The organism is Endozoicomonas sp. ALD040, from assembly GCF_049275945.1.
GTDB lineage: Bacteria > Pseudomonadota > Gammaproteobacteria > Pseudomonadales > Endozoicomonadaceae > Endozoicomonas_A.
On sequence record NZ_CP184829.1, the window covers coordinates 3,316,704 to 3,342,329 of the forward strand.

The 25,626-nt window shown below is 48.3% G+C and carries 25 protein-coding genes and 1 other RNA gene; 7 read left to right on the forward strand and 19 right to left on the reverse strand.

Annotated features, from left to right (window positions below):
- Nucleotides 1-176: 176 nt before the first annotated feature.
- From ispA to ACOJUN_RS12125, 10 genes are all read right to left on the reverse strand, one after another.
- The gene (gene ispA, locus ACOJUN_RS12080; protein ID WP_422136849.1) at nt 177-1,064 is read right to left on the reverse strand and encodes a (2E,6E)-farnesyl diphosphate synthase; all 888 of its coding nucleotides are present in this window, start codon (nt 1,062-1,064) and stop codon (nt 177-179) included.
- A 6-nt stretch (nt 1,065-1,070) separates the two neighbouring features.
- On the reverse strand, nt 1,071-1,313 hold the full coding sequence (locus ACOJUN_RS12085) for an exodeoxyribonuclease VII small subunit (protein WP_422136850.1): 243 nt from the start codon (nt 1,311-1,313) through the stop codon (nt 1,071-1,073).
- Nucleotides 1,314-1,550: 237 nt separating this feature from the next.
- Complete coding sequence (locus tag ACOJUN_RS12090; RefSeq protein ID WP_422136851.1) at nt 1,551-3,023, reverse strand: alanine/glycine:cation symporter family protein; 1,473 nt, start codon at nt 3,021-3,023, stop codon at nt 1,551-1,553.
- A 307-nt stretch (nt 3,024-3,330) separates the two neighbouring features.
- Entirely contained in the window at nt 3,331-3,807 is a 477-nt protein-coding gene (locus ACOJUN_RS12095) for a GNAT family N-acetyltransferase (RefSeq protein ID WP_422136852.1), read from the reverse strand.
- Nucleotides 3,808-3,936: 129 nt separating this feature from the next.
- Nucleotides 3,937-4,797, reverse strand: coding sequence for a hypothetical protein (locus tag ACOJUN_RS12100; RefSeq protein WP_422136853.1), 861 nt, complete (start codon nt 4,795-4,797; stop codon nt 3,937-3,939).
- 328 nt (nt 4,798-5,125) lie between these two features.
- Nucleotides 5,126-5,575 (reverse strand): ATP-dependent zinc protease, encoded by a 450-nt coding sequence (locus ACOJUN_RS12105; RefSeq protein WP_422136854.1) that lies wholly within the window; start codon nt 5,573-5,575, stop codon nt 5,126-5,128.
- A gap of 5 nt (nt 5,576-5,580) precedes the next feature.
- Nucleotides 5,581-6,609 carry a succinylglutamate desuccinylase/aspartoacylase family protein gene (locus ACOJUN_RS12110; RefSeq protein WP_422136855.1) on the reverse strand — a complete coding sequence of 343 codons (1,029 nt, stop codon included), beginning with the start codon at nt 6,607-6,609 and terminating at the stop codon, nt 5,581-5,583.
- An 11-nt stretch (nt 6,610-6,620) separates the two neighbouring features.
- The gene (gene rimK / locus ACOJUN_RS12115) at nt 6,621-7,523 is read right to left on the reverse strand and encodes a 30S ribosomal protein S6--L-glutamate ligase (RefSeq protein WP_422136856.1); all 903 of its coding nucleotides are present in this window, start codon (nt 7,521-7,523) and stop codon (nt 6,621-6,623) included.
- A gap of 278 nt (nt 7,524-7,801) precedes the next feature.
- Nucleotides 7,802-8,217: a transfer-messenger RNA gene (gene ssrA, locus ACOJUN_RS12120) on the reverse strand.
- Nucleotides 8,218-8,344: 127 nt separating this feature from the next.
- Nucleotides 8,345-9,655 (reverse strand): ATP-binding protein, encoded by a 1,311-nt coding sequence (locus ACOJUN_RS12125; RefSeq protein ID WP_422136857.1) that lies wholly within the window; start codon nt 9,653-9,655, stop codon nt 8,345-8,347.
- Between the two features lie 412 nt (nt 9,656-10,067).
- Here ACOJUN_RS12125 and ACOJUN_RS12130 point away from each other — a divergent pair, with 412 nt between their 5' ends.
- The 3 genes from ACOJUN_RS12130 to ACOJUN_RS12140 are packed head-to-tail and all read left to right on the forward strand — an operon-like array spanning nt 10,068 to nt 13,316.
- Entirely contained in the window at nt 10,068-11,450 is a 1,383-nt protein-coding gene (locus ACOJUN_RS12130) for a glycosyltransferase family 4 protein (protein WP_422136858.1), read from the forward strand.
- Nucleotides 11,451-11,473: 23 nt separating this feature from the next.
- A complete protein-coding gene (locus ACOJUN_RS12135) occupies nt 11,474-12,232 on the forward strand; it encodes a class I SAM-dependent methyltransferase (protein WP_422136859.1) in 759 nt (252 codons plus the stop codon).
- Complete coding sequence (locus ACOJUN_RS12140; RefSeq protein ID WP_422136860.1) at nt 12,225-13,316, forward strand: prenyltransferase/squalene oxidase repeat-containing protein; 1,092 nt, start codon at nt 12,225-12,227, stop codon at nt 13,314-13,316. Before ACOJUN_RS12135 ends, ACOJUN_RS12140 begins: the two co-directional genes overlap by 8 nt.
- On the opposite strand, the gene ACOJUN_RS12145 is transcribed toward ACOJUN_RS12140, so the two are convergent.
- Nucleotides 13,313-13,930 carry a class I SAM-dependent methyltransferase gene (locus ACOJUN_RS12145; RefSeq protein WP_422136861.1) on the reverse strand — a complete coding sequence of 206 codons (618 nt, stop codon included), beginning with the start codon at nt 13,928-13,930 and terminating at the stop codon, nt 13,313-13,315. The genes ACOJUN_RS12140 and ACOJUN_RS12145 overlap by 4 nt on opposite strands.
- A gap of 130 nt (nt 13,931-14,060) precedes the next feature.
- On the opposite strand from ACOJUN_RS12145, the gene ACOJUN_RS12150 reads away from it, so the two are divergent.
- On the forward strand, nt 14,061-14,783 hold the full coding sequence (locus tag ACOJUN_RS12150; protein ID WP_422136862.1) for an acyltransferase: 723 nt from the start codon (nt 14,061-14,063) through the stop codon (nt 14,781-14,783).
- Between the two features lie 52 nt (nt 14,784-14,835).
- On the opposite strand, the gene ACOJUN_RS12155 is transcribed toward ACOJUN_RS12150, so the two are convergent.
- Nucleotides 14,836-15,891 carry a hypothetical protein gene (locus tag ACOJUN_RS12155; protein WP_422136863.1) on the reverse strand — a complete coding sequence of 352 codons (1,056 nt, stop codon included), beginning with the start codon at nt 15,889-15,891 and terminating at the stop codon, nt 14,836-14,838.
- A 120-nt stretch (nt 15,892-16,011) separates the two neighbouring features.
- Between ACOJUN_RS12155 and ACOJUN_RS12160 the strand changes: the two genes are divergently transcribed.
- On the forward strand, nt 16,012-17,559 hold the full coding sequence (locus ACOJUN_RS12160) for a cryptochrome/photolyase family protein (protein ID WP_422136864.1): 1,548 nt from the start codon (nt 16,012-16,014) through the stop codon (nt 17,557-17,559).
- Between the two features lie 53 nt (nt 17,560-17,612).
- Here the strand turns inward: ACOJUN_RS12160 and ACOJUN_RS12165 are convergent, their stop codons facing one another.
- The 6 genes from ACOJUN_RS12165 to ACOJUN_RS12190 all read right to left on the reverse strand — a co-directional run bounded on the left by ACOJUN_RS12165 (nt 17,613) and on the right by ACOJUN_RS12190 (nt 22,985).
- A complete protein-coding gene (locus ACOJUN_RS12165; protein WP_422136865.1) occupies nt 17,613-18,011 on the reverse strand; it encodes a hypothetical protein in 399 nt (132 codons plus the stop codon).
- A gap of 91 nt (nt 18,012-18,102) precedes the next feature.
- Nucleotides 18,103-18,876: an SDR family NAD(P)-dependent oxidoreductase gene (locus ACOJUN_RS12170; protein WP_422136866.1), complete on the reverse strand. Its 774-nt coding sequence runs from the start codon at nt 18,874-18,876 to the stop codon at nt 18,103-18,105.
- Nucleotides 18,873-19,418, reverse strand: a complete 546-nt coding sequence (locus ACOJUN_RS12175) for a DUF3833 family protein (RefSeq protein WP_422136867.1) — start codon at nt 19,416-19,418, stop codon at nt 18,873-18,875. The genes ACOJUN_RS12170 and ACOJUN_RS12175 overlap by 4 nt, the downstream gene beginning before the upstream one ends.
- 22 nt (nt 19,419-19,440) lie before the next feature.
- On the reverse strand, nt 19,441-20,748 hold the full coding sequence (locus ACOJUN_RS12180; protein WP_422136868.1) for a class I SAM-dependent methyltransferase: 1,308 nt from the start codon (nt 20,746-20,748) through the stop codon (nt 19,441-19,443).
- On the reverse strand, nt 20,749-21,603 hold the full coding sequence (locus ACOJUN_RS12185) for a DUF1365 domain-containing protein (RefSeq protein WP_422136869.1): 855 nt from the start codon (nt 21,601-21,603) through the stop codon (nt 20,749-20,751). It lies immediately after the preceding gene.
- Complete coding sequence (locus ACOJUN_RS12190) at nt 21,600-22,985, reverse strand: NAD(P)/FAD-dependent oxidoreductase (RefSeq protein ID WP_422136870.1); 1,386 nt, start codon at nt 22,983-22,985, stop codon at nt 21,600-21,602. The genes ACOJUN_RS12185 and ACOJUN_RS12190 overlap by 4 nt, the downstream gene beginning before the upstream one ends.
- A gap of 120 nt (nt 22,986-23,105) precedes the next feature.
- Between ACOJUN_RS12190 and ACOJUN_RS12195 the strand changes: the two genes are divergently transcribed.
- Together ACOJUN_RS12195 and ACOJUN_RS12200 are read left to right on the forward strand one after the other, a co-directional pair.
- Nucleotides 23,106-23,717, forward strand: coding sequence for a sigma-70 family RNA polymerase sigma factor (locus tag ACOJUN_RS12195; RefSeq protein WP_422136871.1), 612 nt, complete (start codon nt 23,106-23,108; stop codon nt 23,715-23,717).
- A complete protein-coding gene (locus ACOJUN_RS12200; protein WP_422136872.1) occupies nt 23,714-24,367 on the forward strand; it encodes a ChrR family anti-sigma-E factor in 654 nt (217 codons plus the stop codon). Before ACOJUN_RS12195 ends, ACOJUN_RS12200 begins: the two co-directional genes overlap by 4 nt.
- A 221-nt stretch (nt 24,368-24,588) precedes the next feature.
- On the opposite strand, the gene ACOJUN_RS12205 is transcribed toward ACOJUN_RS12200, so the two are convergent.
- Nucleotides 24,589-25,437, reverse strand: a complete 849-nt coding sequence (locus ACOJUN_RS12205; protein WP_422136873.1) for a methyltransferase domain-containing protein — start codon at nt 25,435-25,437, stop codon at nt 24,589-24,591.
- Nucleotides 25,438-25,626 lie beyond the last annotated feature (189 nt).

The window sequence follows — 25,626 nt, forward strand, 5'->3', positions numbered from 1 at the left end:
TTTGCCAGGTTTGAGGGTATCGAAGCCTGACAGCGTCATAACACAGTCATGAGAGACTGATATCATTCCACACTCTTCTCAAAGGGCAAAGAATGATAACAGTAAATGTCATCGGTGAATTATAGGATTGTACCTGAACAGGAGGTTTTTTCTATTGGAATACTGCTCAGATCGGTTCAATGAGATCTCTGGATGAGATACTCCGCCATTTGCCTGAGTATTATGGCTCGACTCCCGAAGCTTTCAAGGGAGTGAATCGCCTGCTGAGAAAGGGAGTTGGCGAGCTCTCTGGCTCCTTCCAGTCCCATGAGCGATACGTAAGTGGGCTTGTCGAGAGCCAGGTCTGCCCCCTGTTGTTTGCCCAATACTTCGGTGTCGACAGTGACATCAAGAATGTCATCCTGAACCTGAAAAGCCAGACCAATAGCGTTCGCATAACGAATAAGGTGGGTCAGTTGTTCCCTTTCGACTTTACCGCTTGAGATGGCGCCCATGACAACACTGGCGCGAATCAGCGCCCCGGTTTTGTGGCTGTGCATTAACTGCAGCTGTTCCTGATTCAGAGGACTGCCTACCGAGTTGAGGTCCATGGATTGGCCACCGCACATGCCCCCATGGCCAGAAGCACGGGCCAGCTCCCTGACCAGTTGCAGACGGACAGGCGCGGGTAATTCATGACTGTTGGTAGCCAGTACTTCAAAAGCCAGGGTTTGCAGAGCGTCACCGGCCAGAATGGCTGTGGCTTCATCAAAAGCTTTGTGGCAGGTGGGTTTGCCTCTTCTAAGGTCATCGTCATCCATTGCTGGAAGATCATCATGTACCAGGGAGTAAGCATGGATCAGCTCTACAGCGCAGGCAGCAGGGTCTGCCTGAGCCTGCTCGCCGCCGAGGGCTTCAGAGGCGGCATAAACCAGGATCGGTCGGACGCGTTTGCCGCCGTTAAAAACGGAGTAGGACATAGCCTCAACCAGTCTTTCACTGACCTGACTGATTCCGGGAAGATGATTTTTGAGCTGCTCATCAACGCGGCTTTGACAACCCTTGATGTATTCCAGCAGAGTCATGGATTATTAGCCTTCTTCTGTCGGATCGAACGGGCGGGTTTCCGGCTGGCCCTGATTTTCCAGAAGCTGCTGGACTCTCTGTTCTGCTTCAGTCAGGGCTTTCTGACATTCACGTGTCAGCTTTACCCCTTTTTCAAAGGCCTTCAGTGACTCTTCCAGTGACATATCACCGGATTCCATTTGCTGGACCAGTGTATCCAGTTCGGTGAGCGACTGCTCAAAGGCGAAGCCCTGCTTTTTTTCCGGCATGCTCAGAAACCTTTTCCATTGACTTGGTGGGGGAATACCTGCCTTTGGGATGACCTTTCACAGCCAGAGTGCTTCAGTGCATGGCAAAAAGGACGGTACTCACCTGGATAACTTTAAACGGGCTCAAGCATATCACAAATCCGGGTTAGGACAGGTTCTGCTGAAGCGGTTTTATGTCAGGCAGGAGAGCATTTTCAGGAAAAAGAGGTCGGGCAGGTGGCTCGACCTCAACAGATGTTATTCAACAGCCGTCTGGACCTTCCCTTTCGGGATAGGGTATGGTTGAACCCCGCCAGCATTGTGCTCCTGCCATACGTCTTTATCCATGGTCTTATCAAGCAATGGAAACTTCTTACGGTTAAATACCGGGACAACGCCGTCAGCCACCTGTTCGTCAAAGTCTTTCAGAACCTGCACAACGATGCCTGACAGTAGCAGAATAGCGGTAATGTTGATCAGGGCCATGATACCCATAGACAGATCGGCAAAAGCCCAGACGGCAGGAAGATTGCCAATAGAGCCCCAGAACACCATAACCAGCACTGCCAGACGATAAAGCACCAACAGAGGCTTGCTGTTTTTGATAAACAGCAGGTTGGACTCACCGTAGTAGTAGTTGGCAATGATGGAAGTGAAAGCAAACAACAAAATGGCTACTGCAACCAGATGTTCACCCCAGGAGCCTATCTCACTGGACAGGGCAGCCTGAGTCAATGCAACGCCGGTCAGGCCACTGCCCGGTTCCAGCATGCCAGACATCAGAATGATAGCAGCCGTGGCTGTACATACGACGATAGTGTCCATAAATACGCCCAGCATTCCCATCATGCCCTGACTGACCGGGTGAGTAGAGTGTGCAGTCGCTGCAGCGTTAGGTGCGCTACCCATACCCGCTTCGTTGGAGAAAAGACCGCGCTTGATACCTTGCATCATCGCCTGGGAAACCATGTAGCCAACACCGCCACCCATAGCTGTTTCAAGACCGAAAGCACTCTTGAAAATCAGAGTGAATACAGCTGGCAGTTCAGAGACATTCATGGCAACGATCACGAGAGCCACAGCCAGGTAGCCCAGAGCCATCACAGGAACAATCATTTCAGCGACTTTGGCAATGGAACGAATGCCGCCAAAGATAACAATGCCGCTGACCAGTACCAGACCTGCACCAATGTACTCAGGAGCAATGTTATAACCCGAAAAAGCAGCCGCAATAGAGTTGGACTGAACACTGTTGAAAGCAAATCCGAATGCGATAATCAGGGCGATGGAAAAAGCAATGCCCATCCAGCGCTGACCCAACGCTTTCTGCATATAGTAAGCGGGACCTCCGCGATAGGTGCCGTCGCCATTGTTGGTTTTGTATATCTGGGCGAGAATGTTTTCAGAAAAGCTGGTTGCCATACCCAGCAGGGCGATCAGCCACATCCAGAAGATAGCACCGGGTCCACCCAGGTAGATGGCAACGGCAACACCGGCGATATTACCGGTACCTATTCGGGCCGCAAGACTGGTGCAGAATGCCTGGAACGCAGAAATCTGGCGGTGGGAGTGGGTTCTGCGACTTCCCATCATGGTTTTGGCGGCCAGACCGAAGCGGCGAAACTGCACGAAGCGGGTACGAATAGTGAACAAAATACCGGCTCCTAGCAGCAGGTAAATCAGGATACTTCCCCAAAGAAGATTATTCGATGCAGAAATGAAATCGTTCATAGTAATTCCGGAATATCAATATGACATAAAGTTTGTTTGTTATTATTTCCATATAATATAGATGAATAAACGATGATGGATAGGTACAAACCCTGTCTTTACGGTTCAGCTGAAAGTCACGAATAGCAACGGGTTAAGAGGCTGCTGAAAAACTACCGAGTCAAGCTGAGACACAGCACCAATTGGCGAAAAAGGCCAGTTTACAACGAGTAAATGAGCATCCCAGCCGCCTCCAGGGCTGCCCTCGGAGAAGCGCAGCACTTTTGCGACAGCCTCTTAGAAGTGTGGGTGAAACCACAACAATGAGTCAGCAGGCATCATCAGAGAGGTTTTTCGTCATGGGAATGCAGTCCAGCTGAAATCCTCTGGAAGAATGATAAGTCGATACTTCATTTCCTTCAAAACCACAAAGTCTATAAAAGGGAGCCGCATTCAAAGTTGAATTCAGCTTCATCTCAGGCAGACCGGCTTCTCTCGCAATCTGTTCCAGGTGAGTCATCATCCTGCGGGCTACGCCCATTCCCATAAATCGAGGGTCCACAAAGATGGCATCGATCATACCGTTCCCGATATCAATCATTCCTGTACCGGCCACTTCCCCTTTCATCATCACAACATGAAAATTCTGCTCAACGTCATCGACAAATTTCTCAGTGGCAGAACCATCAGTCCAAAGAGCGATGGCTTCATCACTGTAATGGCCTTTGCATTCAGAACGTATCGCCAGAGTTCGAAGCTCAAAAGCTCTATGGGCATCGCTGCGTTGTGCTTTTCTTATTTCCATTGTTGTCAGGGATCTACTGCTTTTTTGCGAAGAATAGCTTTTAAAATCTAACAGTTATTGACATGTTATTTTAGCCGTCTTTCTGCTTGAGGCCGCCAGACTGTCGATTGATAGCAGTAATCCCTGATATTACAGTTCCGGTTTGCCTGAGGGTTGATCAGGATAATTTAAAAGATAAGCGTCGTTTATGCCGTCGGCTGTGTCATCGTAGTCAATCAGATTGCCAGTTTGATAGTGACCGGTTTTATCAACGCTACAGTACTCGTGGCCTCGAATCATGGCCTGAAGCAGGCAATATTCTGTGGAGTAGGGAGGGCCATAAACCGTATGCGTGGCAAATGGCTGACCATTGCGCACAGCCCAGCCAACGCCTATCCACGTGGCATAAGACATATCTTTACGCATAGCCTGCACCAGACGGAGGGGCAATACACCTTCGCCTACCGCTGCATCAAACACCTTGCATTTAGCCTGTGTGGAAAGTTTTCCGAAAGCAATGCTTTCGTTCTGCAAAGGTTTTGCGCACATGCTGATATCGCTTGAATCAACCACTTCTGGTTTTTCAGCAGAGCAGAACTTGAAAAGATCTGCCAGAGCGCCTGAGCTCAAAACCCATTTATCAGACTGATCAGGGCTGAGTGGATCATTTTTGTGCTTAGGCAGTATTTGAAATCTTGACTGGACCTCACTTTCCGTCGCATCCAGCCAGAAATAGTCATTGCTGCGCCTGATGTCATAGCCACCTTCACTCTTTACTTCATAAACACAAAAGTGTTTTATTTTGCCATCCGCCTGGTCGGTTTCACTCAGATCCAGTGCCGCCCTGCCGAAAAACCATTTTGGTTGATCTGGCTCCACTTTATCATCGATGAGAATACACAGGTTGCCGTCGGCAGGCAGAACCGACTGTTGCTGCCAACATGGTTCGGCACTCGCACCCAGAGAAAATAACAGGGTGAAAGGAAGGCCAAATTTGAGAAATCTCTTCATTACACGATCCTCCAATCTTCAGAACACTTCGCTTCAGTCAAGAAGTTTAGTGAATTAATAAGAATGAGCTGATATTTAAAATTGCTTAAGCCATGCACATTAGACACGCCGGACCCCGTGTAAGTTCCCGAAAAACACTAGCTGATGGCTGCTGCATGGTTAAAAATCCGAAAATCACTTTACCGGTGGTCTCCTCATATCTTTCCATCTGGAATGGCATCCCGGGTGGCAACTTTATCGACGAGAATATACAGGTCGCAATCGGCAGGCAGAATCGAGTGTTGCTGCCAGCATGGTTTGGCATTCACACCCAAAGAATGTATCTATCCTATTTGTTCTTCATAAATTTCCGAGAAGGATCTACTAAAAAAAAATTACCCATCCCTTCTCTTCCAAGTAACATCAGATATGTCATCTTTGCACGGTTAGAAAGTGTTACATCGATAGTCCAGATGTAGTCATGCAATTTTAATGTGGTACTAATCACATACCGTTTTTCTATCATCCCGTTTGATGACCTTATGGTTTTGATATCTTTAACAGGCGCTTTACAGCTTAGAACTTCTTCCACGTTATGGAGGTTTGGATGCAGGTCAAACATAACCCATGGGCTCCCCTCGTCTTCAAAGGATATTAAATTGTCCACATGCAGGGAGGAGGTTTTTGCTCCGGTATCAATGCGTACTTCAACGCCACAAATACCCAGGTCTGGCAGGTCGCATAGCTCTACACAGCCAATAACAGGTTTGTTGTTTGCTTTTTGTATTTTTTTAAACATTTAAGTTACTCCAAGACGGACGATTCAGTTTGCAGTTCTTCCTGCATCATTTCTATATCTTCAGCAACATCATCATCGGATGCAGAAAAGAAAGCGATATGAAACATAGCCTCACCCTCCTGAACGAGAGGGATATTCTGTTTACCAATAATGATGCCTGCCTGTGTCGCTTTTACTACATCAATGATTTCACCAAGTGGGCTACCAATAGTGGCTAATGGAGTTCCCTTATCAACCTGATCACCAAGATTTTTAAGTGAGTTGATAATGCCGCTGGCATTAGCCCTGACCCACGAACTTTTGTTCGCTATGTAGGGAGTAAAAGCTTTTATTTTGCGCCTTAGTCTGAGCATCCCCAGTTCAGCTAACACATTGATAACGCCATGAACTCCCGCACGTATACTGACTTCATCAAATCTTAAGGCTTCTCCAGCTTCATAAAGCAGTATTCGCGCATTGTGCTCTTCAGCTGCCTGTCGAAGAGAATTATCACGAATATTGGCGTTCAATAAAACGGGTACACCGAATGCACGGGCCAGAGAGAGTGTTTCTTTATCCATCAGGTTGGCACGAATCTGAGGCAGGTTTGAGCGATGAATAGCACCTGTGTGGAGGTCTATGCCGTATTCACAGAGGCTGACTATTTCTTTCAGGAATATATGAGCTAACCGGCTGGCCAATGAGCCTTTCGGTGAACCGGGAAAGCTTCTGTTTAAATCTCGGCGATCTGGGAGGTATCGGCTTTGATAAAGCACGCCATAAACATTAACCATTGGGACAAGAATTAATGTGCCCACAGTAACTTTAAATGTCTTTAAATTTATTAGCCGACGAATAATCTCAATTCCGTTCAGTTCATCACCATGAACAGCTGCAGACACAAAGACTTTTGGACCCGGTTTTTTACTGTGTATAACATGTACAGGTACTGAAAAGTCGGTATTGGTGTACAGCTTTGCAACCTCCAGACTAACTTGTCTGGTTTGCCCGGCCTTGATCACAGAGCCACCGATACTGATATCTGGTAATAACATCTTTGTCACCTTCAGCCTTTTCCACGGGTTCGGGTTGATTTAGTTGCTTTGCTTTCAATAAATTCGTAGATCATGCCAGCAACATTTTTTCCTGTTGCTGTTTCAATGCCCTGCAGTCCCGGAGAGGAGTTAACTTCCATAACGACTGGCCCATTGTCAGATTGTAAAAGGTCGACACCACAGACATTCAGTCCCATTACTTTTGCGGCATTAACGGCAGTCGCTCTCTCCTCTTTTGACAAACGGACAAGCGTTGCTGTTCCACCGCGATGGAGGTTTGAGCGAAATTCTCCATCTGCTCCCTGTCGTTTTATAGCGGCTACGACTTTGCTGCCAATCACAAAGCAACGGAGATCTGCACCTCCTGCTTCTTTTATAAACTCCTGAACTAAAATATTAGCTTTCAACCCAAAAAAAGCCTCAATTATTGCTTCTGCTGCTTTCTGATTCTCTGCGAGAACTACTCCGATACCCTGAGTACCTTCCAGTAATTTTATAACCAGGGGGGCTCCACCTACGTTTTTGATAAGGTCCTTTACATTCTCGGGTTTACAGGCAAAGCCTGTTCTCGGTAATCCAATATCTTTTCGTGACAACAATTGTAAAGAACGTAATTTGTCGCGAGAGCGAGTAATGGCAACAGATTCATTCACACAGAATGTGCCCATCATTTCAAATTGCCTGACGATGGCGGTGCCATAAAATGTAATTGAAGCGCCAATTCTTGGTATGACTGCGTCGTAGTATGGAAGAGACTCACCATCACAACGAACAGTGGGGCGACTGCGTGTTACATCCATATAACATCGGAGTGTGTCAATAATATCAACTTCATGTCCTCTTTCTTCGCCGGCTTCTTTTAAACGACGAGTAGAGTACAGTTTGGGGTTGCGAGACAGTACTGCAATTTTCATATTGACTCCAAATTACTTCAAGATAGAAGTTTGTGGGAACAAACAAACTTGATAAGAAATCTTTATTTCTTCAAAAATAGTCCGTCAGGGATGATGTGTTTCAGGCAGGTGGCAAATGTTCATGCGCTCGAGAATTGCACGACCCGGAGATAAACCTGCGAAAACGGCTGGAAGTTTCGCTCGACAAACCTTTGATACTTTTTCGGAACCCTGAAGAAAAAGTGTCTTGTCAGACATAAAAAAAGCCCTGCAGATCAATTATCCACAGGGCTTTATATTGGTGGAGGCGGCGGGAATTGAACCCGCGTCCGCCGATTCTCAGCCTTCGGCTCTACATGCTTAGATCCGCCTTTGGATTTAACTCAGTAACGACCCAGCGGTCGGGGTTCTACTGAGCGATCCTGTTAAGTTTTAGCTGGCCAGCCACAGGCATACCGGGCCTCGCGAGTCTACTTACGGTGACAGTCCAAAAACCGGCCAGTAGACGAGCCGGAGAGACTGGAAGACTCGTAGGGTTTAGCTACGATTAAGCTGCAAGTGCGATCTCTTCTTGATCGAAGAGTTCGTTTTGAGCGTCTCCAAGAGCTACCAGGTTGGCAACTATAAGGTTTGTAGTGTTTTGATTAACGAGAACCACTACGTCCTCGGCATGCACCTAAGGTTTCGATACCGTCGTCGAATCCAGATCGCCCCCGGATCAAAACTTCATTGGATCATTTAGTTATAGGCCATCTATAGAAGTAAGACAATTTTTTATATATCTCGCTCCCATCTCTTATTGTTCCAGCAGCACCTGGCGCACAGAAGTCCGGCTATCCAAATTACCCCAGAATCTCTTTGATTTTAGAAATGTAATACAAAGGCAGGACTCTGGCAGCAGGGTCATCCAGTGAGCCTGTTGAACCAATCAGCTTGAGTGTTGTATTTGGGCTATATCGCTGGACATAAGTTTGCAGCGATTTGGCTCGAGTCCTTTTGCCACTTTTTACTTCTACAGGTACGATGTCACCTGCTTCGGTTTTATACAGAAATTCGATTTCACTTCTGGCGTATTCCCATGAATAGGTTGGCTTGCCGATCAGGGTGATGAGTTCGTTTTGTATGAAGTTTTCTGCGATAAAACCCTTGTAGTGATACTTCTGATCCCGATGCTCCTTGTAGTTGATCTGCAGCATGTGTCCCAGTAAGCCAATATCGAATAAAAACAGTTTGAAGATATTTTCTTTGGCCAGTGGTTTAAGGGGGGAGTCAGGCTTGCAGTCTATGGGGTGACACTTGGAGATCAGTCGGCAATTTTCCAGCCAGTTAATGGGGCCCGCCAGCTCTTTGTAGCGACTTTTTTTCTCTAAAACGTCTTTGAACTTAAACCGTTTAACTGAGTCGTCCATGGTATTGGATAACTGAACTGGCACATTTTTAAAAATTGCCTGTATATGTTGTGCAGAAAGTTTATCGGAGTACTTTCCGAAATCGCGCTCATAACCCGAGAGAAGTGAAGTATGTATTTGTTGGACTGTCCGGGTTCTTTCAGTGATGTCTTTATCAATCTCAAACCAGGCCTTTACTGCTTCTGGCATCCCTCCAACAAAGTAATAGTCAATAAGCAAACTGAAGAGCTTTTCATGAGCTACCTTACCCAGATTCATTTGTTCAAAAGCTTTAAGCAGAGGCGGTTGATTGGAGGCCAGGAGGAATTCCTCAAATGTCATTGGGTAGAGTTCAAGCCATTCCACCTTACCAACGGGAAATGAATCCAGAAGACCAATATTTGACCCCGATGCACAGAGATACATATGAGGACACTGTTCAGCAAAAAACTTCAGGGAGTGAAGGGCCGCCAGACACTCTCCAACCTCATCAAAAATGATGAGATCCTTTTGCCTGTCAATGCTGATGTTCAGTTCAATCTCGATATTGGTGATAATATCGTCTGGTTTGAGAGAGTCGGCAAACAGGTTCGCCAAACCGGGCTGCTCAAGAAAATCCAGGCGTATGACTTGTTCAAAGTGTCCACCGAACAGTGTTTCAAGGAGAAAAGATTTGCCCGTTTGCCTTGCACCATCAAGCAGAACAGGCTTTCTTGAGGGGCTTTGCTTCCAATCAAGCAGTTTTTTCAGCAACAATCTTTTCATGGGTTATGTCGGATTTTTGATCGTTCTTCAATAAAGTGTAGGTGTATACACTTTTATGCGCAATAAAGTGTATTTTTATAACATTTTATTGCGCATAAAAGTGTTATAACAGTTTTTTTGCGTGACCAACATTCTGTCCAAAAGATCAGGCATGAAGGTAGATCTGTCATTAGTTCGCTGCAGACAAAGAGAGCATGACCCTCAGAGATTCATTCGATATGCACCCGCCATTTCACGCCCGCTTCACTTTATGCTATTTTCCCACGACCCTGACGATCAGGAGCCTGTCCGAGTCTGACAGAAAGGACTCACCCGCAAATGATACGGGTAGAAAACGGTGGCCTTTGTCCCGTCACATTCAGCAAACTGCGCTGTTTCAAGCCCATAAACCAGTCTGGTGACAGGTTATTCAATGACCATACAAGAAAAACTACCCAACACACTGACGTCAGCAAGCCCTCTGTCGTCTGAGGTATCTAAACAGCCTGCCAGGTCGCTTAAAATCTGTCTGCTGTGTTATCGAAGTCATCCTTTCGTGGGCGGTCAGGGCATCTACCTCAAATACCTGAGCAAGGCTCTGGTCGAAGCTGGCCATCAGGTGGATGTTATTTCCGGCCCTCCCTATCCGGATCTTGATCCCCGGGTGGGACTGATTGAAATCCCCAGTCTGGATCTGTTCAGCCAGGAAAGTCATGTCACAGCCCTGAGACCCAGACACCTGAAATCCTGGTCTGATTTTTTTGAATGGTGGGCCATGCTGACCGGAGGCTTTGCCGAGCCCTACACATTTACCCGTCGTGTCGTGAAATATCTGCACAAAAACGGTCATGACTACGACATTATTCATGACAACCAGAGTCTGGGCTATGGCCTTCTGGACCTGCAAAAACAGGGTATTCCTGTTGTCGCCACCGTCCATCACCCCATAACCCGCGACAAACAGCTGGCTCTGGATGCCGCGCCTGACTGGAAGCATCGTCTGTTGACCCGTCGCTGGTATTCTTTCCTGACCATGCAGGGCAGAGTGGTTCGTGAACTGAAGCACATTGTCACTGTTTCGGAACAGTCCCGGGGGGATATTGCTGAAGCCTTTGAGCGTCCAGCTGACGACATTAGTCTTATTTATAATGGGATTGATACCGAAGTCTTCAGTCCTCAACCCCATATCGAACGCAAGCCGTTCAGAATTATGACAACAGCCTCTGCGGACCAGCCTTTGAAAGGTTTAAAACACCTTCTGGAAGCCATGGCTTTGTTAAAACCGGACTATCCTGAGCTGGAACTGCTGGTGGTAGGCAAACTGAGAGCAGGTGGTCAGACAGAGCGGCAGTTGAAACAACTGAATCTTGGTTCAGTGGTAACTTTTGTGTCCGGCATTTCCACTGAACAAATGGTGGAATACTATTCCCAGGCCGCCATTGCTGTGACCCCTTCACTCTATGAGGGTTTTGGGCTGCCGGCCGGAGAAGCCATGTCCTGTGGATGTGCGGTAATTTCTTCAGACGGAGGAGCTCTCCCTGAAGTTGTGGGAGATGCTGGCCTGATTGTCCGGGCTGGCAACAGCAAAGCCCTGGCACAAGCCTTGCGGACACTGTTGGAAAACCCTGAACAGCGGATGAAATACGGCCAGCTTGGCCGACAACGAATTCTGGATACCTTCTGCTGGAAACTAGCCGCCAGACAGTTCAGCCAGTATTACCTGAACCTGTTGGATACTGAACAAGAACCCGAAGAATTAAAAGCCACAATCGCTGCCGATGCAGAGCCTGACCAGCGAACCGCTGTCAGCGGGTGATGCCAGAGGATAACTGAAACAATATGCAAACCATAGATTTTAATCGTCTGAAGTTACGCAGTGGCGATAAAGTGCTGGACGTGGGTTGCGGTGAGGGCCGTCACTCCATCGCAGCCTGGCTGAAGGTCAGAGTGGATGTGACAGGTTTGGACCTTTGCGAAAAAGACTTGCAAACAGCCCGTGACAGGCAGCAGGAGTCTGAACAATTTCTGCAGGGGGCAGAAGACGGTCGCAGTCTTCGTTTTATTCAGGGCAACGCTCTGGAATTGCCTTTTGAAGACGACACGTTCGACAAAATAATCTGTTCCGAAGTGTTGGAGCATATTCCCGATTACCTGGGGGTGCTGGCCGAGATCAAACGGGTATTGAAGCCCGATGGTTTGCTGGCAGTCAGTGTGCCCAGAGCCTGGCCGGAAGAGATCTGCTGGCGACTGAGCAAAGCATACCATGAGGTGGAAGGTGGCCATATTCGCATCTTCAACGCCACGCATCTGCGCCATGATATCGAATCGCTTGGCTGGCGTCGTTATTCACGACACTGGGCTCACGCCCTGCACGTTCCCTACTGGTGGCTGAAGTGCTGGAAATGGGAACAGCCCTCTAAACTGGTCGATCACTATCACAAACTGCTGGTATGGGATCTTATGAAAAAGCCGAAGGTGACCCGCATTACCGAAAAGCTGCTTGATCCGGTCATGGGAAAAAGTGTCGTGATGTACTTCGAGTGGGAGTCAGGCAGAGGTAAATCCAACGATACCAACAAGGAGGTCTGTTATGGATAGCCTGCTGCTGACCAAAGGCCTGTTCCCAAGAGATTTTCTCAACAAAACGGCAGAGCACATCCTCTCTGTACAGCAGGAAGATGGCAGCATTCCCTGGTTTACCGGTGGCAAGCTGGACCCCTGGGATCATACCGAAGCGACCATGGGACTGAGTATTATTGGTCATTATTCTGAAGCTGAAAGCGCCTATGGCTGGCTGCGAAAAGAGCAGCTGGAAGATGGCAGCTGGTTCGCCAACTATCAGGACGGCAAGCCTCTATACAGTGATAAGCGAGAAACGAACTTTGTCGCCTATGTGGCGACCGGTGTCTGGCATCACTATCTGATTACTGAAAATATCGGGTTTCTGGAACTGAACTGGCCCATGGTCGAAAGTGCCATCCAGTTTGTACTACGACAACAGTCGTTTACTGGTGAGATTTACTGGGCGGTCATGGAAGATGGTGAGCCACACAAAGATGCGCTGATTACAGGCTGCTCTTCGGTTCTGAAAAGTCTCGAATGCGCCATTCTGATCGCTCAAGCGCTGAACAGGAAGGTTGAGCCATGGCTCAATGCCTGGCAACAGTTGGGGCAGGCTCTGAAATTCCATCCCGAGTACTTCGACCGCACCTGGGAAAGCAAAGAGCGTTTTTCCATGGACTGGTTTTATCCCATTCTGGCCGGTGTCTTCCGTGGTCAGGAAGCCCGTGACCGAATCCAGACATTCTGGGACAAGTTTGTACGTAAAGACATGGGCTGTCTCTGTGTCAGCGATCAACCCTGGGTCACCATCGCTGAATCCTGCGAGCTGACCATGGCGCTGCTGGCTGCCGGTGAAAAGCAGAAAGCCACTCAGCTCTATAGCTGGTTGCACAACTGGCGTGACAGTGATGGCGGCTATTGGACAGGCTATCAATACGTTGAAGAGGTGATCTGGCCGCAGGAAAAAACGACCTGGACTGCCGGTGCTATTTTGCTGGCAGCCGATGCTCTGACCGAACACACAGCCGCTTCCCGTCTGTTTCTGGAATCGAGTCTGGAGATAAAACCGGAAGTGGAACTGCCAGAAACCGAAGAAGCTCTGGCAGCAGTCAACAATTAAAGGCGGCGGAAAAGCCCCAAAGTGTTGACCATGGGCAGCTCTTCAAACAATCCGGAGGCTTTCGCCAGCTTCCAGATATTGTAAGGCGCCTGCCCACCGTCTTTCGGATCGGGGAAGATATCGTGTATGGCCAGAATGCCGCGGGGCTTGATAAAGCTGACCCAGCTGCGAAAATCTGTCCGGGCGGCTGCTTCACTGTGACCGCCGTCAATAAACACCATGCCCAGAGGCGTGGCCCAGTGACGGGATGCTACCGCTGAAGGTGCAACAACAGGGACAACCGTATCTTCCAGTTTGGCTTCGCGCATTGTGGTTCGGAACGCTTTAAAGCTATCCATCTGTTGAATGCTGGCATCGTAGAGGTCACTGTCATGGTACTCTTCTCCCAGCTGGTGCTCTTCTGAACCCCGGTGGTGATCGACGGCGTAGAGCACACTGTTATTTTGCTGACAGGCAACACCCAGGTAGACCGTAGACTTGCCACAGTAACTGCCAATTTCCAGACAGGGGCCCAGCTGGCTGGCTTTCAGGGCGAACTGATAAAGTGCTTCACCTTCATCCGGTGCCAGAAAGCCTTTAACCGAATCGATATTGAGTGGCAGTTTTAGAGGCATAGCTTGTAAAAGACCCGTTTGTAAAAGACCTGTCTGTAAAAAGGTCGTTCGTTTTTTTCAATTTATACGTCGGAAGTAGTTCAGTCAGATGACTGGCTGCAAAGGCATAATAACAAATCAGGCTTGGACAGTGCGTAAAAATCATAAACCTTTCTGGATCAAGGTGCTCTCAGACCGCTGGCAGCGGTTTTATATCCGGCACTTTTTCAGCAAACATTTTGAACATCTGGGCGAACACCCCATGGTGGTTCACCCTTCTACTGTCAATGTTCATGGTGCCGGTATTTCCATTGGTCGTTTTGTCCACCTGATCAGTATCCGCCATAACCCGGTCAGTCTTTCCACCTGGAGCGGCCGGGGAATCCAGGGTGATATCAAAATAGGTGATCATTGCCTGATATCTCCGGGAACTACAATATCTTCAGCAGCCAGCATTACCATTGGTGACAACTGTATGTTAGCCGCCGATTGCTACATATCCGACAGCGACTGGCACGGTCTCTATAACCGTCTGCGCCCCTTCCGTTGCAGCAAACCTATTGTGCTGGAAGATAATGTCTGGGTAGGGCATGGTGCAAAAGTTGGCAAGGGTATCACCATAGGCGAGAACAGTGTTGTGGCAGCAGGTGCGGTGGTTGTGAAAGACGTGCCTCCCAATACGGTAGTGGGAGGCAATCCGGCCAAAGTCATTAAAAAGCTGAACCCCCAACGCCGGATGCTGAAAAGAGAATTTATGTTTCGGGACAGCGATCGTTTCCTTCACATGCAGGAGGAACTGGATCGCTATGTTTTGGGGGGGAATAGCCTGAGAGGCTGGGTTCGTCACAAGCTTTTTCCCAGAAAAGGGGATTAACTTTGACGCCCCGGCAGGCTCTCATGAACAATTAGCCCGGAATCAAGCGAGTTTACAGGTCAGCCATTCTCCAGATTCCCAGCAGATCCGGCACTTCATCCTTGCCTCTCATAAAGTCATTAATGGCTGCCGCCAGGGTTGAATAATCGACTCTGCTTGCGGGCATTGAGGCAATGACGACCGGAATCGGTTTGTTATCATCAGCCGCAAAGGTAATGTTGATGAACCCCCTGGCAATGCTGACGGTGAAATACTGGTATTTGGACTGACCATAAAATGCCAGCAGGTAGACGACGTCTTCATGTTTTGCAGCGTGCTCTGTAACGGCAGCAATGATGACATCAGCCTGACTTTTGCCACTGTAATGGCTGACGACTTTTCCGGGGTCTACTTTACTTAGTTGCAGGCCAGATCCACCGGCTACGGCATTAAACCCCTTGCTCATGCCCTCGGCATTGCCGGTGTTGCTCCTTATGAGTCTTGAATCTTTGCTGTTCGAGGTAAAGCTGACGATGTCATTAACCTGGTCAGTACGTGCCTTTGAACCGATGCCCAGTAAATTAAGAAGATCTTTATTGATATTGAAAATCATGGTTCTGGCATGGCTGCTTTCTATGAGCTTTCTGAAACTTCTTGCACGAGAGGGCAGGAGTGACTTAAAAGCTTTTTTAATCAGGGAAGGCGTTTTGTAAAGTAAGAGCCCGTCATCTCTGTTGCGGGATGCCTCAATGCCGGCATTAAATTGCCTGCCGAAGTCCAGCGCCTTCATGGCATCCAGAACATCCTGTGCCGTCGGTTTACTCTCGGAAGCTGACAATTTATAGGCTTCACAGAGTTTGGAAAAATTCTCCTCAGCCTTGGCTCCAAGAGCTGTATAGGCTTCAGAGAAAGCAGGGTCCACAGAGTGGTCGTTACCGATGGCTCCGGCAGCGAGCATTTGTTCATAATAAGCAGAATTGCCGACCACTAAAGCAGTCTCGGGATAGGCGCCCGATACGCTCAAACCGTAGGCTGTGGAAACCATATCAATCATTCCCTGATTGATTTCTTCCGCTGGAGCTTTAAGTGGCAGGGCCAGAATCAATAGAATTGTCCATAAATACTTCATAATGGTACCTCCTGATAGTAAATCCGTTTAATAATTTAGACACGACTAAGGGTGAGAAAGTTCCTCTTGCCCCAGAAGGCATTAAAGGTAAGGATGTAGGCAGATACTTGCGAAGGTTCTATGAAAACCTATTCAACACTGAGGCTCATCCTCGGAGACCAGCTATACGCTGGCCATAGCTGGTTCAGTAACAAAGAGCCGGATACCCTCTATCTGATAGCAGAGCTCTATCAGGAAGCCTCCTATGTAAAGCACCATGTACAAAAGATCTGTGCCTTCTTTGCAGCGATGGAAGCCTTTGCTGCGGCACTGGCAAAGTCCGGCCATGAGGTTTTGCATTTAACCCTCGATGAGACGGCTCAATACGAGGATTTGCCATCCCTTCTGCGAGCGCTGGTCAAAACCCACGGGATCAAGCGGTTTCAATACCAGAGAGCCGATGAATACCGGCTTCTGAGGCAGTTGCAGGACATGAATATCGGTGTCCCTGTCCAGGAAGTCGATAGCGAACACTTTCTACTGCCGTTTGATGAGCTTTCGAGCTATTTCTCTCAGGGCAAAGCCACAAGGATGGAGCACTTTTATCGCAAGATGCGAAAGCGATTCGACATTCTGATGGACGGCGATCAGCCAGAAGGCAGACAGTGGAATTATGACCAGGAGAACCGTAACTACTTCAAAGCCAGTGATCTTGAAGAGATCCCGGAGCCACTGGTGTTCAGTAATCCGGTGACAGGCATTCTGGAAAGGCTGAACAGACAAAATATTCAATATTTTGGTAAAGCCACTCCCGAGCTGATCTGGCCGATTACGAGGCAGCAGTCACTCAAACAACTGCGTTACTTCTGTCAACACGGATTGCCGCGGTTCGGGCAGTTTCAGGACGCTATGACTCACCGGAGTGATAAAAAATGGAGCCTCTATCACTCTCGTCTGTCCTTTGCCCTGAACAGTAAAATGCTGACCCCAATGCAGGTGATTCAGGCCGCAGTCAGAGCCTGGCGAGCAGACCCCGAGTCCATCTCCATTGCCCAGGTGGAAGGATTTGTCCGACAGATTCTTGGCTGGCGGGAGTACGTTCGGGGCATTTACTGGGTCAACATGCCAGAATATTCCTCACTCAACTACTTCAAGGCTCAGCGTGCATTGCCGGACTTTTTCTGGACCGGCGAAACCCGAATGACCTGTCTGCAGGAGGCGATTGGTCAGTCTCTGGATTATGCCTATGCCCACCATATCCAGAGATTGATGATTACCGGCACATTCTGTTTGTTGGCAGGAATCGACCCCGGTCAGGTTGATGAGTGGTACCTGGGCATTTATGTGGACGCTATTGAGTGGGTCGAACTCCCAAACACCCGTGGCATGAGCCAGTTTGCAGACGATGGTTTGCTGGCTTCAAAACCCTATGCCGCCAGCGGTAACTACATCAACAAGATGAGTGACTACTGCAAAAGCTGTCACTACGACGTGAAGCGAAAAACCGGTGAGCGGGCCTGCCCATTCAACAGTCTTTACTGGCATTTTATGGTGAAACACAGAGAGCAACTGAGCAAGAACCCCAGAATCGGTATGATTTACAAGAACTGGGACAAACAGTCCGGTGATGAACGGGCAGTTATTACTCATCAGGCAGAGGTGTATTTGGGGGAAATAGACGAGCTTTAGCAAAAACGCCTTAAACCCTTGCCCAGCCGAACATGTTAGAGCTTTTGTATTGGCTAAGGCTGGCCCACTCGCCGCCTGACCAGTAACGATTGATTTAAATAGCGATGCTGGGCTGATGAATGTGTATCCATTTCAAAATCCCCGGTCAATTCGTAAACTGCCCAACCGGAGGAAAAGTTATCCAGTTCAGTTTGGTTATTTTGCATAAAAGCTGTGGCTTTTCTGGCACTTTTAAACGCCAATCCACCGGGATATAACCCCCAGAACATAGGTCCAAACTTGATGATATTTTTCCCTTTCGACAGGGCGCTCTGATAGCTGGCATCACCAATGGTAAATACGGGGTGGGTAATATCCTCTCTCGCCAATGGGCTGAACGAATCCATTACCCCAAACCAGACAATGGCAGCCAGGACAGCGGTCAGGATGATGAGGTACTTGGCAAATTTCATAAAGAGTGAGATCTGTTATTGGTTGATCAGCCTCCCAAGTCTCCGAAACAGGGTGCCGTTGAGTCCATTCTGGCACAACCTGAAGAGACCATTATTGATTCAGCCGACCGGTCACACCAAAATAGGCTCTATAGGGCAAAATTCTGAGCATTCCCATCATCATGCCAAACACCTTCGGAAATCGAATTTCAAAATGTTTGCCATTTAAACCGCGCAGAATAGCTTCTGCTGCTGGCTCAACATCCATCAGAAAAGGCATTTCAAAGGTGTTTTTATCCGTCAGAGGGGTTTTTACAAATCCCGGGTTGATCAGTTTGATATCCACACCTTTCGGTTTCAGATCCGTATACAGGGACTCAGCCATATTGATCAGAGCTGCCTTGCTGGCCCCATAAGCGGCGGCAGCAGGTAAACCACGATAGCCGGCCAGCGAGGCATTAATCGCCAGGGTTCCCGACTGCTGGTTCACCATCATGGGGATTAACGCATCCAGACAATGACAGACGCCCATCACATTCAATTCGAAGTGTTGACGCATATGGGTGGATCTGAAATCCACGCCTGCTGTTTTGATAAATGTGCCTGCATTCAATACGGCAATATCCACCTGACCAAAGCGGCTCATAATCTCCTCGGCTACTCGCGTCACCTCATCCTGACGGGTCACGTCGGCAGGCAAAGGGATAATAACTCCCTCCAGATCAAGCGCTTCGTTCTGTAGCCTGTCCAGATTGCCGAAACTTCGCGCCGTAGCTATGACCGTGCCACCTTGACGGGCCATCATTAAAGCCAGCTGGCGACCGATTCCCTGACTGGCACCGGTAATCCAGATTACCTTGTTTTTCAGAGATGGGAGTTTCTTCATTTTTCCTTCTCTGATTCTGTATTCGAAAGCTGCAGTTTTTCCAGCGATGATGCACTGATCAGCGAAGCATCTTTACTGAAATAGAAGGTCAGGGTGCCCAGCCTGAACCCCCATTTGCTGACATCAGCAATATTGAGAATCTGGCCATTTTCCTGCAGGAACAGCCAATCATCAAATTTCACCCGCCAGTTGATTCCCTTGATGGGTAAATTCATTTCATAGGTCCAGTTAAAGGTGTTGCCCTGACTGCTGCCTGTGGCCAGACCGATCAAATCATCTGCCTGACCTTCGTAGTGGCTGTCATCCAGTGTTTTTATTTTCCAGAGCCGGTTGGATGCAGTGCCATCGTCATAAATAAAGTCCTCATCCAGTATTAGTGTATTGTCTTCTATTCGACCTTTCATGATGACTTCAAAGTAGTTCCGCACTTTACCAAAGCGATCAACAAACTCTCCCCAGGCATAGGTGGTGCCCTGGAAATATTGTTCAATGGTTAGAACAGGTTGGTCCTGCCTGTATCGCTTCTGTATTGCTTCCCGCATAACTAAGACCTCCCTGCCTGCTTCATATACCGGGCTTACTGATTCGATAAAGTCTCACGTCAATGCTGTCCTGCTTAAAGCCGGCTTCACAATAAGCCAGGTAGAACAACCACATACGTTTAAAATGTTCGTCAAAGCCCAGAGTCACAATCTCTGGCCAGTGTTGCCTGAATGATTGGGCCCAGATTGAAAGTGTTCTGGCGTAATCACGGCCAAAGGAATGAGTGTTCTCGATATTCAGGCCTGCCTGATGACACTGGTCGTGGATCACCTGGTCTGTCGGGAGCATGCCGCCCGGGAAGATATAACGCTGAATAAAGTCGGCTTCCGCCCGATAATCGCTGAAGCGCTCTTCATCAATGGTAATCACCTGAATCACCGCCACTCCGCCAGGCTTGAGGGCATCAAACACTTTCCGGAAATAAATGGGCCAGTGGTTCTCTCCCACGGCCTCTAACATCTCTATGGAGACAATGCGGTCGTACTGTCCCTGGATATCCCGGTAATCCTTTAGCTGAAAGTTAAAACCGGCATCCTGCTGAAGCGAATCACGGGCAAACTGTAACTGCTCTCTGGACAGCGTCACTCCGGAATAATTCTGTCCTCCCTGCTGCTGTAATGAGCGGGCAAAACCTCCCCAGCCAGAACCGATTTCGAGCACGGAATGTTCTGGCATCACATCCAGCCAGTTCAGTACCCATCTGTATTTATTGGCCTGAGCCTGTTCAAGTGTTTCATCGTTGTTGCTGAACAAGGCACTGGAATAGGTCATGGAGTCGTCCAGCCACAATCGGTAAAAGTCATTGCCCAGATCATAATGGGCGGCAATATTGCGACGACTTCCTGAGCGACTATTGTTGTTTAAAAGATGACTTAATCGATTCAGTTTTCGAAATAGCCAGTTTGAGGAAAATTGCTTGTCTAACTGCTTTTCATTAAACATTCCCCAGTCCAGCAGAGCCTGCAGGTCTGGCGTATCCCAGTCGCCTTTCATGTAAGATTCTGCCAGCCCGATGATCCCCCGGTTGGCTGCCAGGAGCATGCTGAAAGGGTGATTAATTCTGACTCTGGCAATCGGTACGTCCCGTAGAGACGAACCTATTTTTATCACACTGTTCTTTTGTACTAACTCAATACGACTCAGCGAAGCCTTCTCCAACCGTTTAACCAGCCAATTAACGGCTTTGGACGATGTTTTATTGAGAAACAATTCACTTTCGCCAAGGGCATTTCCTTCGCTGTGGGCGCTTCTTTCAGCATGGAGGTTAGCTGCGCTCTGCCCGGAAGGCAATCCATTCTGCGACAGGGTTTTTCCTGAGATGTCCAACATTTACGCCCCCTGTTTCTGGTACTTTTTTTGTTCGTTCATGGTTGTTGTTTTTCCTGTGCGTTTCAGGGTGCTATTCCAGCGGTGTGTGATGCCGCGACTCCAACTGAAGAAGCGATCTTTTGGAACATGGCGAACTACCCGAACACCTTTAATGAATAGCCGGAGAGCTTCCCAATGAATGGCCAGAGTTACCTTGAAAGCCTGCAATGGCAGAACAAACAACTGCCTGAGAATGTTCAGATCACTGAGCGCCTGTCGCTCGCCCTTGAGAACTGCTGCAAATAGCTGGCCATCAGCATTATGTAGATGAATGCCAAGTTTCAGAATCTGGTCGGGCAAGCGGGCCTTGAAACGGTATTCACATTCGGTTTCAAAAAAGGGTGAAACGTGAAGTTGCTTCTTGACGGACTGGTGAAAGGTTGTTTTTTTACCCTCACTGTTTTCTATCGGTATAACGTAACTGTGTCGTTCACCAAAGGTGTTGGACACCTCATAGATAAGGGTAGACAGTTTCTGCTCTGAGTCCAGACAGTAATAGACCGTCAGAGGATTAAAGATATAGCCAAGTACTCTGGGGTAACACAACATAAAGATTTGTTCAGGTGCCGGGATGTCATATGCCAACAAAAGCCTGGTTGCCTGGGTTTTGAGACAGTTTCCGGAACCGTCAGCAAAGTCTTTTGGATGAAAAGAGAGCACATTGAATCGGCTCACTGAAAACAGCTTGAGCTCGTCATCAAGCTGATTCAGCTCATCCAGATCGATAAGCCAGGAAGCCACCCGATAACTGAAACGGTGCTTCCGGGGCCGAATACGGTTATGCATTAACTGTCCCCAATAGACCGCTGACTTCATGTCCGCCTCCCATTACTGACACTGCTGTCTGTAACCTTGTTGGTAGTGCTGTTTGTAAAATGAGAAACCGGCCTCTTCCCGATACCATGTTCGGGCCAGATCAATCTGTCATTCTGGTTTTCAACAGACCAGGGTCTTCTTTTTCCACCCAGTGCTTCGGCAACGGCCAGCCCGGATTGAAGGCCGTCTTCATGAAAACCGAAACCAAACCAGGCGCCACAGAACCATGTACGATTACGGCCCTGTAACTCCCATAATCTTGATTGTGCCTCCAGAGCATTTCGATCAAACACAGGGTGGTCGTAGAGGTAGCAACCATGAATAGATTCAGGCTCTATGGAAGGGTTGAGAGTGACAAACAGAGGAAGACCTTCCAGATGCTGAAGACGATTCATCCAGTAAGTGACGGAAGGACCCTCATTGCTCTGGGTGCCAAAATAGTTCCAGCTCGCCCAGGCTCTTTTTCGTTTAGGCATCAGTCGTTCATCACTGTGCAAAATAGCCCGATTACGCTGGAAACTGAACGATCCTAACAGTAATTGTTCCAACTCACTGGGTTCACTCAACATCGCCAGAGAAGTATCTGCGTGACAGGCCATAACAACATGATCAAACTCATGAGTATCGCCCTGCAAGTCAGAAATGATAACCCGGTCTGCATGGCGCTTGACCTTTCGAACACAGCGATTTTTGATGGCCAGGCCGTCCATGTCATCCAGAATGCGGCGAACATATTCTTTGCTACCGCCATTGACAGTTTGCCATTGAGGACGATTTGTCAGCTGGAGTAAGCCGTGATTCTGGCAAAAACGCATAAAAGCCAGGGCGGGATAATCCAGCATTCGATCGGATGGCGTTGACCAGATAGCCGCTCCCATTGGCACCAGGTGATCATCCATAAAACGTTGGCTGTAGCCCCGACCTGTGAGCAGTTCCCGGAGCGTGACTGATGGGTCCAGCTGTTTCATTAATTTGGCACTGGACCGATAGAACCGGAAAATATCCAGCAACATTTTCAGAAATCCGGGCTTAACGGCATTCAACCTTTGGGCAAACAGTCCATTCAGGTCTGTTCCGGAATATTCAGTCTGTCCTTTATTCATGGATACCGCAAAAGACATATCCGTATTGGTGACAGGTACATCCAAATGGTCAAAAAGAGCTGTTAGATTGGGGTAAGTTTTATCATTGAAGACAATAAAACCGGTATCCACGGGTATAGACTGGTCATCATCCTGAACCATCACCGTGTTACTGTGACCTCCAAAACGATCATCTTTTTCAAATAGAGTGACTTGATGCTGCTTGGACAGTAACCAGGCGCTGGAAAGCCCACTGATGCCTGATCCAATTACAGCAATGCTGAGTCCTTTAGCTGTCATAGGGCGACCTGTAAACATAATCTTCAAGATTTTTACGCTATAACGATTTATTTGGATCACTCACTAAAAAATCGGAATCCAGATGATCCAAACGACATTTCATAGCGTAAAGAGAGACAAATGAGCTGGACACACGATACTCTCATGATAAGTCCATCTACGAACAAGACCACAATGGATTCAGAAAACAGTCACTCTGAAATGCCAGACAAGCTCAAGCAGTCATTGGTTGATCTGGGCCGCTATCGGGACAAACAAACGTTTGCGCTCCTGTACAGTTTTTTTGCACCCAGACTCAAAAGACACTTGATGACTAAAGGCGCACACGGAGAAATGGCTGAAGAGCTGGTTCAGGAAACCATGCTCTCTGTCTGGAGACATTGCAAAAGTTACGACCCCGAGAAATCTACGGCGTCCACCTGGATCTTCAGGATTGCACGCAACCTCTGGATTGATCGGTTGAGAAAGGAAAAAGCGGACTTGATGACGCCGTTAGATAATTATCCGGAAAGCCATTTTGAGCCAGCCATGGCGGAGCTTGATTCAGAAAAGATCAAGTCCGCTCTCAAGAGCCTGCCTCAACAACAGGCTCAGTTGGTGTACAAGGTCTACTACGAAGGAAAAAGCCACCGGGAAATTTCTGAAGACATGGACATGCCTCTGGGCAGTGTCAAGTCAGGCTTGAGACTGGCTTTCAACAAACTTCGTAGTCAGGCGGGAGGGTTAAAATGACTACACATCATCCTGACCTCAGCACCCTGATGAGCTACTCTGCGGGCAGTCTGCCTGATGCCATTGCTACTGTGGTTGCTGCTCATCTGAGTGTTTGCAGTCATTGCAGACAACAGGTTCAGGAAGCTGAACAAGTCGGTATCAGTTTACTGGAAGAGTTAGAACCAGCACCCATGTCTGACCATGCTAAAGACGACATTCTTGCCCTGCTTGATGAGATTGAGCAGGCTCCCGTCAGTAGCAGAGAGGAGCGGGATGTTCCGGTTGATGCCGATATACCGGCTCCTTTCAGACCCTTGCTCGGCTATTACCTGGACGATCTGCATTGGCGGTACATGGCTCCGGGCCTGAAGCAATTCTTACTGCCAGCGTCTGGTGGCAGCAACCTGCGGTTGTTAAAGATCGCACCTGGCACCTGCATGCCTTCCCACGGGCATACCGGCTCAGAACTTACCATGGTATTGAGAGGTTCCTATTCGGATGAGCTGGGTCGATTCTGCGCTGGAGATGTAGCCGATCTGGACCCGGACGTTCAACATCAACCGGTGGCAGACACAGGCGAAGACTGCATTTGTCTGATTGCCACTGATGCACCTTTACGATTCAATGGTCTCGTTCCCAGGCTTCTGCAACCCTTCTTCCAGCTTTGAGTTGAGTCATTTTACAGTCAGTCTTCCGGGATGCATGGGTTATCCACACTCTTTGCATTCCGACGACTGAATCTAAACGACAGCCTTAAAGTATCTACATAAATAGTTGGTTGTTTTTTGATCAGTTGACAAAAAAACCGTTTAATGAGGCTTCCAGATGTATCCAGAAAGAAGTCACAAGGTTATCCACAATATTTGTGGATAATGAAACATAACTGTCATCATCGTGCAGATATGACGTGGTATTCCAGCAATCCCCGGTGTTGCATCCAGCGGATAAACCAGACCAGCAGCCGCAAACGAATCCAGACTTTTGGACGGGTAACAGGCGACAGTTGACGATAGTGCTGCGAGAACCAGAAGCAGAAGCCCGAAAGAACATCCTGGCTGATGTCCAGACACTCAACTTTTTCAAAGCCCGCTTCTTTAAGATGGAATTCATACTTTTGCCGAACCATTAAGCCTTTCACAGAAATACCACAGGGTCTTGCCAGCAGGTTTACCATTCTTCGTTCCATGGGATTCCTGAAAGGGCGGCTGAGTATCATATCGGTCAGGGTAAGGCTGCCGCCATCCTTAAGGACTTTTCTGGCGTTGTTGAAAAAACGCGATTTGTTATCAAACTGGTAAGCGCAATCAAGGGCCAGCAATTTGTCAAAAGAATCAGCCTCCAGCTTCGCCAGCTCCAGCTCGTGGCCTCTTACCAGCTTCAGCTGGTCATAGTGATCACACTGGTCCTGGGCGCCTGCCAGCAGTTGCTCTGTTTCTGCCAATGCGGTGAGTGAATCAACCTGATAATAATCGAGCCAGACCAAAAGCTGATCGTTGCTGGAGAAACCCACATCCAGCACCTTATCCTGATTGGAGAGGCAGGCTTTATCGGCAAGCAGACCTGCCAGCTCGGAACAGGCATGACCATAATCGGAAGTCTCGCGCCAATAACCGATCAGCCTCCAGCCGGAGGAAGTTGATACACCACTGTTCAAAAGCCACTGATCAGCCAGCATGCCACGCTCTCCATTAGAAGGGGGCCACCAGATATTGACGATCAGACTGATCAGCTGGGACAAAAGTCCTGACATTACCAGCCAAGTTAACAGGATGCCTGAAAGAAATGCGAAGATGGTCATAGAATATAAATTATTAATTCCTTTGGATAAGCCTGTATGTCCGCACAGAGCTCGGGCAGTTAGCTGATAATAGTGAGATCCTTCTTCTATTGCCAGCGGCAAACCGGGAGGCCACAGCCGTTTGCTGAC